The 13921-nt window shown below is 40.0% G+C and carries 13 protein-coding genes; 6 read left to right on the top strand and 7 right to left on the bottom strand.

What is annotated here, in order from left to right:
- Window positions 1-5: 5 nt before the first annotated feature.
- Window positions 6-599 carry a replication initiation negative regulator SeqA gene (seqA, locus tag H5079_RS03990; protein WP_089368346.1) on the bottom strand — a complete coding sequence of 198 codons (594 nt, stop codon included), beginning with the start codon at window positions 597-599 and terminating at the stop codon, window positions 6-8.
- Window positions 600-862: 263 nt separating this feature from the next.
- On the opposite strand from seqA, the gene H5079_RS03985 reads away from it, so the two are divergent.
- From H5079_RS03985 to fur, 5 genes are all read left to right on the top strand, one after another.
- Window positions 863-1630, top strand: a complete 768-nt coding sequence (locus tag H5079_RS03985; protein ID WP_086994251.1) for an alpha/beta fold hydrolase — start codon at window positions 863-865, stop codon at window positions 1628-1630.
- A 95-nt stretch (window positions 1631-1725) separates the two neighbouring features.
- The gene (locus H5079_RS03980) at window positions 1726-1947 is read left to right on the top strand and encodes a DUF2788 domain-containing protein (RefSeq protein WP_011328315.1); all 222 of its coding nucleotides are present in this window, start codon (window positions 1726-1728) and stop codon (window positions 1945-1947) included.
- Window positions 1948-1949: 2 nt separating this feature from the next.
- Window positions 1950-2228: a LexA regulated protein gene (gene ybfE / locus H5079_RS03975; protein WP_011328316.1), complete on the top strand. Its 279-nt coding sequence runs from the start codon at window positions 1950-1952 to the stop codon at window positions 2226-2228.
- A gap of 12 nt (window positions 2229-2240) precedes the next feature.
- Window positions 2241-2768, top strand: coding sequence for a flavodoxin FldA (fldA, locus tag H5079_RS03970; protein WP_011328317.1), 528 nt, complete (start codon window positions 2241-2243; stop codon window positions 2766-2768).
- Between the two features lie 196 nt (window positions 2769-2964).
- Window positions 2965-3408 (top strand): ferric iron uptake transcriptional regulator, encoded by a 444-nt coding sequence (fur, locus tag H5079_RS03965; protein WP_011328319.1) that lies wholly within the window; start codon window positions 2965-2967, stop codon window positions 3406-3408.
- Between the two features lie 113 nt (window positions 3409-3521).
- On the opposite strand, the gene glnS is transcribed toward fur, so the two are convergent.
- Window positions 3522-5180 (bottom strand): glutamine--tRNA ligase, encoded by a 1659-nt coding sequence (glnS, locus tag H5079_RS03960; protein ID WP_011328320.1) that lies wholly within the window; start codon window positions 5178-5180, stop codon window positions 3522-3524.
- A gap of 216 nt (window positions 5181-5396) precedes the next feature.
- Between glnS and H5079_RS03955 the strand changes: the two genes are divergently transcribed.
- A complete protein-coding gene (locus tag H5079_RS03955; protein ID WP_011328321.1) occupies window positions 5397-6467 on the top strand; it encodes a DUF3083 family protein in 1071 nt (356 codons plus the stop codon).
- Window positions 6468-6535: 68 nt separating this feature from the next.
- On the opposite strand, the gene sucD is transcribed toward H5079_RS03955, so the two are convergent.
- The 5 genes from sucD to H5079_RS03930 form a co-directional block, all read right to left on the bottom strand.
- The gene (sucD, locus tag H5079_RS03950) at window positions 6536-7408 is read right to left on the bottom strand and encodes a succinate--CoA ligase subunit alpha (protein ID WP_011328322.1); all 873 of its coding nucleotides are present in this window, start codon (window positions 7406-7408) and stop codon (window positions 6536-6538) included.
- Window positions 7408-8574 (bottom strand): ADP-forming succinate--CoA ligase subunit beta, encoded by a 1167-nt coding sequence (gene sucC, locus H5079_RS03945; protein ID WP_011328323.1) that lies wholly within the window; start codon window positions 8572-8574, stop codon window positions 7408-7410. Before sucC ends, sucD begins: the two co-directional genes overlap by 1 nt.
- Window positions 8575-8751: 177 nt before the next feature.
- Window positions 8752-10290, bottom strand: a complete 1539-nt coding sequence (gene odhB / locus H5079_RS03940) for a 2-oxoglutarate dehydrogenase complex dihydrolipoyllysine-residue succinyltransferase (RefSeq protein WP_182683472.1) — start codon at window positions 10288-10290, stop codon at window positions 8752-8754.
- Window positions 10291-10293: 3 nt separating this feature from the next.
- Window positions 10294-13113: a 2-oxoglutarate dehydrogenase E1 component gene (gene sucA / locus H5079_RS03935; RefSeq protein WP_011328325.1), complete on the bottom strand. Its 2820-nt coding sequence runs from the start codon at window positions 13111-13113 to the stop codon at window positions 10294-10296.
- A gap of 88 nt (window positions 13114-13201) precedes the next feature.
- The gene (locus H5079_RS03930) at window positions 13202-13918 is read right to left on the bottom strand and encodes a succinate dehydrogenase iron-sulfur subunit (RefSeq protein ID WP_011328326.1); all 717 of its coding nucleotides are present in this window, start codon (window positions 13916-13918) and stop codon (window positions 13202-13204) included.
- Between the last annotated feature and the right edge of the window lie 3 nt (window positions 13919-13921).

Genomic DNA, 13921 nt, shown 5'->3' with positions numbered 1-13921 from the left:
TTTCCTTACAGGTAGTCGCGAATTTTTTCAGCTTGTTCTGTGCTATAACCTAAACACAAAGCAACTTCATGAAGCATCATTTTTTTACGTGTAGTGTTAGAGTTTGTCATTACCCAGTACTCACTGTCGGTGATGTTTTTAGGGTTCATACTGCTACCACTATTAACTAAGTCTTCTTTGCTAGTAGCAAAGTAAACGCGATCACGGCCTTTGATATCTAATACGGCGCGAAAGTCAGTTTTATGGGTACGGTAAAATGCACTTAAAATAAATAAAAACCGACCCACAACGCCTTTCTGCATTGCCAACTCTTCTTTATTTAATACATTAAATACATTCGCATTTTTTTGCTGCACAGACTTCTCAGCTACTGCACTTGGCTTAGCAGCAAGCGCAGGTGTTTGCTCTGCTACAGGGGTAATTTTAGGCAAGGTAGTTGTTGTTTGATTATTTTGATTAAGCTCTACGTTTGCGGTCTGAATTTTTTCGCCGCTCAGATTTAATAAACGACGTAAAATAGTGGATGCGCTCTCACCAATACTTTGCGTATTGCTGGCAATATACTGATATAACTCGTCGTCTATGTCGATTTGTTTCATGTTCTTCCTGTCATTACGGCCACATTTTTCTTTCCGTGTGATTATACCCAAACCAGTTAGAAATGCGAGTTACAACAAACCCCGCTGTAAACATATATTTTAAATTACTTATGTGCGCTATTTAAATTACTATTTAGCACGATTAAATAGCTAAATATTGTTGATAAAACAGGCTACAGCCCAATATTATATTTTGTGACTGTATTTTTTGCTTTTTAAGCAAATGCTCGTCACACTATGGCGAATTTTACACTGAGGCTAATATGCAGTTAAATTATAAGCAACAAGGGCAAGGCCCACATGTTATTTTAATTCATGGGCTTTTTGGATCATTAGAGAACTTAAACGTGATCGCAAAACCCCTTAGTGAATTTTATACCGTAACCAATGTCGATTTACGTAACCATGGCAAATCGCCCCATAGCGATACAATGACTTATGCGGCAATGGCCCAAGATATTATTGAATTATTAACGCATTTGAACATAGATAAAGCGCACATTATAGGCCACTCTATGGGCGGAAAAGTAGCAATGGAATTGGCATTAACCCATCCAGAGCACGTTAATAAATTAATTGTGCTTGATATAGCACCTGTTAGTTACCCTGCTCGCCACACTAAAATTATTCAAGCGCTTAAAGCGGTTGCAAACGAATCTATTACAGATAGAAAGCATGCCGATGCAATTATGCAGCCTTTTATAGACGAGATGGGTGTGCGTCAGTTTTTATTAAAAAGTTTAGCTAAAAACGATGAAGGCAATTTTGCATGGCGGTTTAATTTATTGAGTCTTGATAAAAATTATTCGATAATTACCGACAATGTTAATGAAAACAATTCTTGTTTGTGCGACACTCTATTTATTAAAGGTAATGATTCTGACTATATATTAGCTGAGCATAGAGCGGCTATTAATGCGCGCTTTAGTAATGCCAGTGCCAAAATAATTCACGGTGCTGGCCACTGGTTGCATGCGCAAAAGCCATTAGCAGTGAATAAAGCAATAAATGACTTTTTAACTGCGATTTAAACTCATTTTAATCGCCTGTTTTTGATTTTGCGTACTAAAAAGTCGTATATTTATATGCTATAGTATGCGCCGTTTAATTTAAAGGTTACACGTTGATGGTCAGTCAGTTAATTAACGAATTTGATACCTTAGGGTTGTATTTTGGCTTAGCCGGTATTTTTATATTTATCGGTATGGCAATTAAAGACGTACTAAAAAGCGGCAATGTACCCAAGTTTGGTCGTTACATTGTTTGGGCTGTACTCTTTTTAGGGTGTTCTGGCTTTATTGCTAAAGGACTTATTCAAGTATTTTGGCAAGGCGCAGGTGTAGGTTAAGCATGGCCAAGTCAGAAACAGATAGAACAACGCTCGATTTATTTGAATACGAAAAACGCCCAGGCAGACCTAAAACCAATCCCCTTCCACGGGATATGCAGTTAAAGGTTAATAAACGTAATCAAATAAAAAGAGATAAAGCACGTGGTTTAAAGCGTGTTGAATTTAAAGTTTCTTCACAGTTATATCAGGCACTTAGTGATATGGCAGATGCACAAAATATTAGCCGCAGTGTGTTGATTGAAACAATTTTACAAGAAAGATTGGCTATTGATAGATAAAAGGTTTAATCCATGGCAAGTGTAGGCATTTTTTTCGGAAGTGACACAGGTAATACAGAACACGTAGCAAAAATGATCCAAAAAGAATTGGGTAAAAAGCTCGTAGCTGTACATGATATTGCAAAAAGCTCTAAAGAAGAGATTGCGGAATTTGATTTAATCTTATTTGGTATTCCTACTTGGTATTATGGCGAAGCGCAATGTGATTGGGATGATTTTTTTCCTGAGCTTGAAGAAGTAGACTTTGAAGGTAAGCTGGTTGCTATTTTTGGTTGTGGTGACCAAGAAGACTACGCAGAGTACTTTTTAGATGCAATGGGCATGATTAACGATATAGTTACTGAACGTGGTGCTATTGTGGTTGGTCATTGGCCAAGTGAAAGTTATAACTTTGAAGCATCTAAAGGTATTGCTGATGACAAACATTTTGTTGGTTTAGGTATCGATGAAGACCGTCAACCAGAACTCACTGAGCAGCGTGTTAAAGCCTGGTCTGCCCAAGTTTATGAAGAAATGTGTTTAAGCGAACTTGCTGATTAACTTTATTTTTTCTTGGTTTTTGCTTAAATTAGTAGCAATATATTAGTAAATGCGTTTTTATCGGTATTTATTAGCTTTGACCTTTGCACTTAGTAGCTAGGCACGTTACCCTTACCGGTTGATGTGTCGTGTACATCTATTCGTGTACATCCTTGCAAGGTGTCTAGTATAACCAAACAAAATTGAGACAGATTTAATGACTGATCATAATTTGGAATTAAAAAAAGCCGGTTTAAAGGTTACTTTACCGCGAATTAAGATTTTAGAGATTTTACAATCACCTGATAACCAGCATATTAGTGCTGAGGATGTTTATAAAATTCTTCTAGATTTGGGTGAAGAAATCGGTCTTGCAACTGTATATCGCGTACTTAATCAATTTGATGACGCTGGTATTGTTACTCGCCATCACTTTGAAGGTGGTAAATCAGTATTTGAACTTGCAACCAGCACTCACCATGACCACTTAGTATGTCTAAAATGTGGTAAAGTGGTTGAGTTTGAAGATGATGTTATTGAACGTCGCCAACTTGAAGTTGCTGAAAGAAATGGTATTAAATTAACCAATCATTCTTTATATTTGTATGGTGAATGCGAAGACAAAGAAGCGTGCAAAAATTTTGCTAATAATATAAGTTAAGCTTGTATTATAAACAAAAAAAACCTGCTTAATGCAGGTTTTTTTGTCAGTAAAATTCCCAGTACTCATTACTAACACTTCCTAGGTAATAATGAGTACAGAGGCGTTAACCTTTACTGGGTTTTTGACCATGAGTCACGCAGACCCACTGTTTGATTAAATACTATGTTTTTCGCTTTTGAATCTCGCGAAAAATAGCCAGTACGTTCAAACTGAAAACCTTGCTCGGCTGCTGAATTAGCCAACGATGGCTCTAACTTAGCATTCGTTAAAATAACTAATGAGTCAGGGTTTAAGGTGCTTTCAAACTCATCGGCTGCTGCTGGGTTTGGTACGCTAAATAAACGGTCATACAAACGTACTTCTGCTGTAATCGCTTCACTTGCCGATACCCAATGAATAACCCCTTTAACTTTACGACCATCACTTGGGTTTTTACCTAGCGTTTCTGGATCATAAGTACAGTAAATAGTGGTAATTTCACCGTTTTCGTCTTTTTCAACACGCTGTGCTTTAATAACATAAGCGCCGCGTAAGCGTACTTCTTTATCAAGTACTAAACGTTTGAACTTGTTATTAGCTTCTTCTTTAAAGTCTTCACGTTCAATATAAATTTCACGTGTGAATGGCACATCACGGCGACCCATTTCTTCTTTATTTGGGTGATTAGCCACAGATAAGGTTTCAACTTTATCAGCATCATAGTTTTCAATAACGATTTTAACGGGATCAAGTACCGCCATTGCACGTGGTGCATTTTCGTTAAGATCTTCACGGATACAGGCTTCAAGCATGCCCATTTCAACCATGTTTTCTTGTTTGGTTACACCAATACGTAAGCAGAACTCACGAATGGAGGCTGGGGTATAACCACGACGACGTAAGCCTGCAATCGTAGGCATACGTGGATCATCCCACCCTTCTACATGATTATTCACTACTAAGTCGCTGAGCTTGCGCTTAGACATAATAGTGTACTCTAGGTTTAAGCGTGAAAACTCAATTTGCTGTGGATGACACTCTAAACTGATGTTATCAAGTACCCAGTCGTATAAACGACGGTTATCTTGAAACTCCAGTGTACACAATGAATGCGTAATGCCCTCTAGCGCATCAGAAATACAGTGAGTAAAGTCGTACATTGGGTAAATGCACCACTTATCTGCAGTTTGATGATGATGAGCAAAGCGTACACGATAAATAATAGGATCGCGAAGCACCATAAATGAGCTTGCCATATCAATTTTAGCGCGCAGTACACACTCGCCTTCTTTAAACTCGCCATTACGCATTTTTTCAAATAACGCGAGGTTCTCATCACTTGCTGTATCGCGGTATGGGCTGTTTTTACCCGGCTCTTTTAATGTGCCACGGTATTCACGGGCTTGATCTGCCGTTAAAAAGCACACATACGCTAAGCCTTTATTTATTAGCTCAACTGCATAATCGTATAATATATCGAAGTAATTAGACGAGTATTTAATTTCGCCATCCCAATTAAAGCCTAACCACTGCACGTCTTCTTTAATAGAATTAACGTAGTTAATATCTTCTTTTTCTGGGTTTGTATCGTCAAAGCGTAAGTTACATAAACCGTTATAGTCTTTTGCGATGCCAAAATTTAAACAAATTGATTTTGCATGGCCAATGTGTAAAAAACCATTTGGTTCGGGTGGAAAACGAGTATGCGTAGACGCATGCTTTCCACTTGCTAAATCTTGGTCAATGCGGGTTCTAATAAAATTACTTGGGCGATTCTCGATTTCCGCCATAGGAGTATGATCCTCAAAATAGTGCGTGATAACAAAACTAATGCATTATTACAAAAACATACACTAACATACAGCAATAGATTAAGGTTTATTTTAGATCTTGGTTAACTTTAATTCAGTAACGAGTCAGTTAATGAATAAACTTTGTTTTAGCGCAATAATAACGTCATCAAAGGCCATTATAGTAAGCAAATAACCTGACTTAAAGGAACCATGATGGCTATACAAAATCAACACCGTGTTTATATTCCAACCAATGCCCGTACCAATCACTACCTTTTAGCTGAAATAACCCCTACCACTGATTTTTATAAAAGCTTTAGTAATATTAACTGTTGTTATGAGCGTATAGCACGTGAGCTTTTTTCTTGCTGTGATGAGCTTGGCTTACACAATGTGCATTTATTAGCGAACGACAAACTACCTGTAGTACGCTTTAACGATGAGTCGTATCAGCTTGAAACGAATAAACAAATGTTGTTTTTTTATAACCCTCGCTACCACGAAGCACATAAAGCGTACTACACTGAAAATATAGCCAGTAAAAAAATCAGGCTGTTATTTTTAGCAACCGGTGACGATCTGCGTGCAAATTCAGCACTGTTTCATAGCAAAGTACAAAAGGTATTAAATAATTTACAACAGCAGTTATTTTTAGAACAACCACTGTTTAAACTGCGCGATCATCAACATTTAACCTATGACTTATTTGCTAAAGATAAAGGCAATAAACAAACCTACGGTTATAAACTGCGTAGCCTCTACCCTCGCTACCAGTCAAGGCAGTGTAATATTCCCAGTGATCATGCCCAAATGAGCTATGCAACCTTCGCTATTCCAGTGTCACGAGCAATCAAAACGCAATTTCAAACACAAATAAATAATCGTGATTTTAAGCAATTTTATACATACTTTACCGATTTATTTACCCAAATTTGTAATACCAATAAGTTAACCCACGGGGCTATGGTTGCTAATGGCGCTATACCAATTATTCGTAATAGCAGCATTGATAAAAATGACGGTAATCAAGAATTACAAAAGTTAAGCTTTGACATAGAGACTGATCAAGTGCAAATTAAAGCGCTATTTAATGAAGATAAATTAGTAGAAACACTGCATTTTGTAGTGGTAGCTGCGCAGCATAATAATAATGAAATGGGCTATGGGCGGTTTATGAATCAAGTAGAGAAAACGATTCATACTTTGTGCGATGAGTTAGCTATAAATAAACAACGCCAAGATTTATCAGTGCGGTTTTATCAGCATATAAGCTACCTATACTAAGTGTAAAAGTAAAAGTGCAGATAACAAAAAGGCTCGCATTAGCGAGCCTTTTTAGAGTAAAAAAGCGATTACCAGCCTGTTTTCTCTTTAAGTGCTTTACCGATATCAGCAAGTGAACGTACAGTTTTTACGCCCGCAGCTTCTAGTGCAGCAAATTTCTCATCAGCAGTACCTTTACCACCGGCAATGATTGCGCCAGCGTGACCCATACGCTTACCTTCTGGTGCAGTAACACCAGCAATGTAAGATACTACAGGTTTAGTAACGTGTGCTTTGATGTACTCTGCAGCTTCTTCTTCTGCAGTACCACCAATTTCACCGATCATTACGATCGCTTCAGTTTGTGGATCTTTTTCGAACATTTCTAAAACGTCGATAAAGTTAGTACCTGGAATTGGGTCGCCACCAATACCAACACATGTAGACTGACCAAAACCAGCATCAGTAGTTTGCTTAACTGCTTCGTACGTTAATGTACCAGAGCGAGAAACAATACCTACTTTACCAGGTTTGTGGATATGACCAGGCATGATACCAATCTTAGTTTCACCAGGAGTAATAACACCTGGGCAGTTAGGACCGATCATACGTGTACCTGTTTGATCTAGTTTGATTTTAACATCAACCATATCAAGTGTAGGAATACCTTCAGTGATACAAACAATCAGCTCGATGCCTGCATCGATTGCTTCTAAGATTGCATCTTTACAAAAAGGTGCTGGTACATAGATAACAGACGCAGTTGCGCCAGTTTCTTGTACTGCTTCACGTACTGTATTGAATACAGGAAGACCAAGGTGCGTTTGACCGCCTTTACCTGGGCTTACGCCACCAACCATTTGTGTACCGTACTCAAGCGCTTGCTCTGAGTGGAAAGTACCTTGGCCACCGGTGAAACCTTGACAGATAACTTTTGTATCTTTATTGATTAATACAGACATTATTTGCCCTCCGCAGCAGCAACTACTTTTTCAGCAGCGTCTGTTAGTGATTCAGCAGCGATGATGTCTAGACCAGAGTTTTTAAGAACTTCACGGCCTAGTTCAGCGTTAGTACCTTCTAAACGTACAACTACTGGTACGTTTACGCCTACTTCTTTAACTGCGCCAATGATGCCTTCAGCAATCATGTCACAACGTACAATACCGCCAAAGATGTTAACTAAAACAGCTTTAACATTATCATCAGAAAGAATGATTTTGAATGCTTCAGAAACTCGTTCTTTAGTCGCGCCGCCGCCAACATCTAGGAAGTTAGCCGGTTTGCCACCGTGTAGGTTTACGATGTCCATAGTACCCATTGCTAGGCCTGCACCGTTAACCATACAACCAACGTTACCATCTAGCGCTACGTAGTTAAGCTCAAAGCTTGCTGCATGTGCTTCACGTGAATCTTCTTGTGAAGGATCGTGGAATTCACGGATTTTAGGTTGACGGTAAAGTGCATTACCATCGATACCGATTTTGCCGTCAAGACAGTGAAGGTTACCTTCGTCTGTGATCACAAGCGGGTTGATTTCAAGTAATGCGAAATCAAAATCAGTGAACATTTTACCAAGACCCATAAAGATCTTAACAAACTGTTTCATTTGTACTGGGTTAAGACCCAATTTGAAACCTAGTTCACGTGCTTGATAAGCTTGAGGACCTACTAATGGGTCGATCTCAGCTTTGTGGATAAGCTCAGGTGTTTCCTCAGCAACAGTTTCAATTTCAACGCCGCCTTCAGTAGACGCCATGAAAACAACTTTGCGAGATGCACGGTCAACAACTGCACCTAGGTACAATTCGTTGGCGATGTCAGTACAGCTTTCTACTAAAATTTTAGCAACTGGCTGGCCTTTCTCGTCTGTTTGGTAAGTAACTAGGTTTTTACCTAACCAGTTAGCTGCAAACGCTTTAACTTCGTCGATAGTTTTTACTAGCTTTACACCGCCAGCTTTACCACGTCCACCTGCGTGAACCTGAGTTTTAACAACCCACATATCGCCGCCAATTTTTTCAGCAGCAGCTGCAGCTTCTTCAGGTGTATCGCAAGCGTAACCTGTAGAAACTGGTAAACCATATTCGGCAAAAAGTTGTTTTGCCTGATACTCATGCAAATTCATGATGCTTTATCCAAATTTTTATACTAAAAGAGCCGAATATTTTTTCAAATAAACAACTATCCCAAATTGCGACCATAGTATAGATCCCAAGGCTTAACATGAAAACCCCAGTATGACCAAAGGCGCAAAAAAAAAGCTGTGAATGTTCATTCACAGCTTACATTTCATACAACTAAATTAAACATCCAGTAATAAGCGTGTTGGATCTTCAAGTAACTCTTTAATTGTTACTAAGAAGCCAACAGATTCTTTGCCATCAATGATGCGGTGGTCATAAGAAAGTGCTAAATACATCATAGGAAGTATTTCTACTTTACCGTTTACAGCCATTGGACGATCTTGGATTTTATGCATACCCAAAATTGAAGACTGCGGTAAATTAATGATAGGAGTAGATAGTAAAGAACCAAATACACCGCCATTTGTAATAGTGAAGTTACCACCCGTCATATCATCAAGTGTTAGCTTACCATCACGACCTTTTAGTGCTAGCTCACGAATACCTTTTTCGATTTCTGCAACTGATAACTTGTCACAATCTTTAAGTACTGGCGTTACTAGACCACGAGGTGTAGATACAGCGATGCTGATGTCGAAGTAGTTGTGATAAACAATATCGTCACCATCAATTGATGCATTTACATCTGGGAAGCGCTTAAGTGCTTCAGTAACCGCTTTCACGTAGAAAGACATGAAACCTAAACGAATACCGTGGCGCTTTTCAAACACTTCTTGATACTGCTTACGAAGGCTCATGATAGGTTCCATGTTCACTTCGTTGAATGTTGTTAACATTGCAGTTGAGTTTTTCGCTTCAAGTAAGCGCTTAGCAATTGTTTTACGTAAACGCGTCATAGGAACACGTTTTTGTGTACGATCGCCCATTGCTGCTGCAGGTGCCGCCGCTGGTGCTGCTTTTGCCGCTGGTGCAGGTGCTTTTAAGAAAGTATCTACGTCTTCTTTAGTTACACGACCGTTTTTACCCGTGCCTTTAATTTTTGCAGCGTCTAGGCCTTTTTCAGCAATTAAACGACGTACTGAAGGTGTTAACACATCAGAGCTGTCGTTTGACTCATTTGCTGCTGGTGCAGCTGCGTCTGCTTTTTTAGCTGGTGCTGCTGGAGCGCCGCCCGCTTTAACCGAACCAATTACTTGCTCGCCTAATACAGTGTCGCCTTCGCCGTGGATTATTTCACCCATGATACCGTCTTCTTGAGCAACAACCTCAAGTACCACTTTATCAGTTTCAATATCTACTAAGTTTTGATCGCGAGTTACTGCGTCGCCTGCTTGTACATGCCATGTAGCAATTGTTGCGTCTGCAACTGATTCTGGAAGTACAGGAACTTTAATATCCACTTCTTTACCTTCTGATGCTGGTGCTGATTGCGCCGCTGGCGCGTCTTCTGATTTAGTTGCTGCAGATTCTTCAGTTGAAGAGTCTTCTTTTGGTGCATCTTCACTTGCTGGTGCTGCATCAGCATCGCCAAGTAAACCGATAACTTGATCGCCAAGTACCGTAGCGCCTTCTTCTTGTGTAATTTCAGTAATCACACCGTCATGTTGCGCAACAACTTCTAAAACCACTTTATCTGTTTCAATGTCTACTAAGTTTTGGTCGCGAGTTACTTTGTCGCCAACACTTACATGCCATGTAGCAACGGTAGCATCTGCAACCGACTCAGGAAGAACAGGAACTTTAATTTCTGTGCTCATTGCTTATCCTTTATTTTCGATAGTAAGCGCGTCGGCAACGAGCGCTTGTTGTTCTTTAGTATGTACTGACATATAACCACATGCTGGTGATGCTGAGGCCTTACGACCCGCATACGTTAGTTTAGCGTTTTGTGGAATAGCATCTTTGAAGTGATGTTGCGAGCAATACCATGCACCTTGGTTTTGCGGCTCTTCTTGACACCATACAAAATCAGTTACGTGCTGGTAACGCTCTATAATAGTTTTCATTTCGTCGTGTGGGAACGGGTAAAGCTGCTCTACACGTACGATAGCAATATTATCTTGTTCAAGCTTGCGGCGCTCTTGTAATAGTTCATAGTAAACTTTACCACTACAAAAAATAACGCGTTCTACTTTCTCAGGGTTAATATCATCAATTTCGTCAATCACATTATGAAAAACACCTGCAGAGAGTTCTTCTAGCGAAGACACTGCTAACGGATGGCGTAGTAATGACTTAGGCGTCATAACAATCAGTGGACGACGCAATGGTCTAACTGATTGACGACGAAGCATTGCATATACTTGCGCTGGCGTTGAAGGTACACATACTTGCATATTGTGATCAGCACAAAGTTGTAAAAAGCGCTCTAAGCGTGCAGAGCTGTGCTCTGGACCTTGGCCTTCGTAACCATGTGGTAATAAAATAGTAAGGCCGCATAAACGCCCCCACTTTTGCTCACCCGAGCTTAAAAACTGATCAAATACAACTTGTGCGCCGTTTGCAAAGTCACCAAACTGTGCTTCCCAAATAATTAATGACGTTGGCTCTGCGGTTGCGTAACCATATTCAAAAGCAACAACCGCTTCTTCAGAAAGAACTGAATCGAATACTTGGAAAGTACCTTGATCTTTACCAACATGCTCAAGTGGAGTGTAAGTCGCACCATCGGCTTGACTATGTACTACCGCATGGCGATGGAAGAAAGTACCACGACCAGAATCTTGTCCAGTAAAGCGAATATCTGTGCCTTCTGCTGCAATAGTTGCATAAGCTAGTGTTTCTGCCATGCCCCAATCAAGCGGCTTTTCGCCAGATGCCATTAGCTTACGATCGTCGTAAATTTTCTTCACGCGCGATTGAGCTTTATGACTCTCTGGGTAGCTAGACACTATGTTGCCAAGCTCTTTTAGTTTTTCAACCGAGACACTTGCATCGTAATCAACACTCCATTCATGGCCAACATACTTTGCCCAATCTGATGAATGTGATGTTTCTGGCTGTATTTCATCAACCACACAATTACCTTCGTCTAAACCATTACGGTAATCATCAACAAGTGCTTTAACCTCATCTTCAGTGAATGAGCCTTCGGCAATTAATTGATCAGCGTAAATTAAACGTGGAACTGGATGCTTTTTAATTTTTTGATACATAACAGGCTGAGTAGCATTAGGCTCATCAGCTTCGTTATGACCATGGCGACGGTAACAAACAAGGTCAATTACAACGTCACGCTTAAATTGGTTTCTGAAATCAAGTGCCAGTTGAGTAACAAATGCCACTGCTTCTGGATCGTCAGAATTAACATGAAATATTGGCGACTGCACCATTTTAGCAATGTCAGTACAGTATGGAGTAGAACGTACATCGTCTTGTTTAGACGTTGTAAAACCAACTTGGTTATTTACTACTATACGAATACTACCGCCACAGCTAAAGGCGTTTGTTTGTGACATGTTAAATGTTTCTTGTACAACACCTTGACCAGCAATTGCTGAGTCGCCATGAATAGTAATTGGCAGTGCTTTAATACCTGAGCTGTCACCTAAGCGGTCTAAACGAGCACGTACTGAGCCCATAACCACTGGATTTACAATTTCAAGATGCGATGGGTTAAACGCAAGTGCCATGTGCACATTGCCACCTTTAGTAGCAAAGTCAGATGAGTAACCCATGTGGTATTTAACATCACCCGAGCTTAACGTGTCTTTGTGTTTACCGGCAAACTCATCAAATAACTCTGATGGATTTTTACCAAGTACGTTCACAAGTACGTTTAAACGGCCGCGGTGAGCCATACCAATAACAGCTTCTTTTTGGCCACTTTCACCAGCGCGGTGAATCAGCTCTTTAAGCATAGGTACTAACGCATCGCCACCTTCAAGTGAGAAGCGCTTAGCACCTGGGAACTTAGCCCCTAAATATTTTTCAAGACCATCGGCTGCGGTTAATCCTTTAAGGATACGTAGCTTTTCGTCTTTATTGAATTTTGGCCTAGACTGAACAGACTCTAAACGCTGTTGTAACCAACGTTTTTCTTCTGTTGATGTGATGTGCATATACTCGGCGCCAATAGAACCACAATACGTGGTTTTTAGTGCTTGGTATAACTCACCTAGAGGCATAGTATCGCGCCCTACAGCAAACGATCCTACATTAAATTCGCGGTCAAAGTCAGCATTGGATAGGTCGTGGTAATCTAGCTCTAAATCTCGTACGCGCTCTCGCTGCCAAATACCTAACGGATCTAAGTTAGCATTTTGGTGTCCACGAAAACGGAAAGCATTAATAAGTTGCAATACTTTAACCTGTTTAAGGTCACCGCCACTGCCCTCTGCTACCACTACTTCTCTATGCTTGTTTTTAGCAAGCGCCGCAAACTGTGCTCGAACTTCTGAATGTTTTACTTCAACATCCACACCATCAACTTTAGGTAATTGTTCAAACACTTCTCGCCATTCTTCTGGCACCGAAGTCGCATCGTCTAAATACGCTTCATAAAGCTCTTCAATATAAGCAACGTTACCGCCGTTTAAATGTGAAGATTCTAGCCATGCCTTCATCACACCTTCGTGCATTTATAAGCCCTTTTCTTTAGCGCAGAAATTAATAGTTATGATAACAGGATGACTAATTAGTATTAGCCATCCTACATTTACTAAGTAATTAAACCGCTCGGTTTAATAACATAGATTTTATTTGTCCAATTGCTTTGGTCGGATTAAGACCCTTAGGACAAACGCTAACACAGTTCATTATACTGTGGCAACGGAACACACTGAAAGCATCGTCTAAGTCAGCTAAACGCTCTTCTGTTGCTGTATCTCGGCTATCAGCCAAGAAACGGTAAGCATGAAGAAGGCCTGCTGGACCAATGAACTTGTCTGGATTCCACCAGAACGAAGGACACGATGTTGAACAACATGCACATAAAATACACTCATAAAGCCCATCTAACTTATCACGTTCTTCGATTGTTTGAAGACGCTCGCCAGCTGCTGGCGTGTCATTAATTAGATACGGTTTAACTTTTTCGTATTGAGTGTAGAACTGACTCATGTCAATAACAAGGTCACGAACCACAGGTAAGCCTGGTAATGGACGCACTACTATTTTACCTTTGCCACCTTTTTGCAGCGTAGATAAAGGAGTGATACATGCCAAACCATTTTTACCATTCATGTTAACACCATCAGATCCACACACACCTTCACGGCATGAACGACGGAAAGATAATGTTGGATCTTGTTCTTTTAAAAGAATAAGTGCATCCAAAACCATCATGTCGTGACCTTCCTCTGTTTGCAAGGTGTATTCTTGCATACGAGGTGCGTTGTCAACATCGGGATTATAACGATAAACTGAAAATTGTACTTGTGCCATCGT

This window comes from Pseudoalteromonas sp. SG44-5 (assembly GCF_014164175.1).
Lineage (GTDB): Bacteria > Pseudomonadota > Gammaproteobacteria > Enterobacterales > Alteromonadaceae > Pseudoalteromonas > Pseudoalteromonas nigrifaciens.
The sequence above is the reverse complement of the archived record's forward strand: the minus strand, read 5'-3'. Positions and strand labels throughout refer to the sequence as shown.

Bases quoted from the DNA above. Each gene is read 5' to 3' on its own strand.
- H5079_RS03980 (WP_011328315.1), top strand. From the start codon at position 1,726: ATGGTCAGTCAGTTAATTAACGAATTTGATACCTTAGGGTTGTATTTT.
- sucD (WP_011328322.1), bottom strand. From the start codon at position 7,408: ATGTCTGTATTAATCAATAAAGATACAAAAGTTATCTGTCAAGGTTTC.
- fldA (WP_011328317.1), top strand. From the start codon at position 2,241: ATGGCAAGTGTAGGCATTTTTTTCGGAAGTGACACAGGTAATACAGAA.
- sucA (WP_011328325.1), bottom strand. From the start codon at position 13,113: ATGCACGAAGGTGTGATGAAGGCATGGCTAGAATCTTCACATTTAAAC.
- odhB (WP_182683472.1), bottom strand. From the start codon at position 10,290: ATGAGCACAGAAATTAAAGTTCCTGTTCTTCCTGAGTCGGTTGCAGAT.
- sucC (WP_011328323.1), bottom strand. From the start codon at position 8,574: ATGAATTTGCATGAGTATCAGGCAAAACAACTTTTTGCCGAATATGGT.
- H5079_RS03930 (WP_011328326.1), bottom strand. From the start codon at position 13,918: ATGGCACAAGTACAATTTTCAGTTTATCGTTATAATCCCGATGTTGAC.
- H5079_RS03985 (WP_086994251.1), top strand. From the start codon at position 863: ATGCAGTTAAATTATAAGCAACAAGGGCAAGGCCCACATGTTATTTTA.
- ybfE (WP_011328316.1), top strand. From the start codon at position 1,950: ATGGCCAAGTCAGAAACAGATAGAACAACGCTCGATTTATTTGAATAC.
- H5079_RS03955 (WP_011328321.1), top strand. From the start codon at position 5,397: ATGGCTATACAAAATCAACACCGTGTTTATATTCCAACCAATGCCCGT.
- fur (WP_011328319.1), top strand. From the start codon at position 2,965: ATGACTGATCATAATTTGGAATTAAAAAAAGCCGGTTTAAAGGTTACT.
- glnS (WP_011328320.1), bottom strand. From the start codon at position 5,180: ATGGCGGAAATCGAGAATCGCCCAAGTAATTTTATTAGAACCCGCATT.
- seqA (WP_089368346.1), bottom strand. From the start codon at position 599: ATGAAACAAATCGACATAGACGACGAGTTATATCAGTATATTGCCAGC.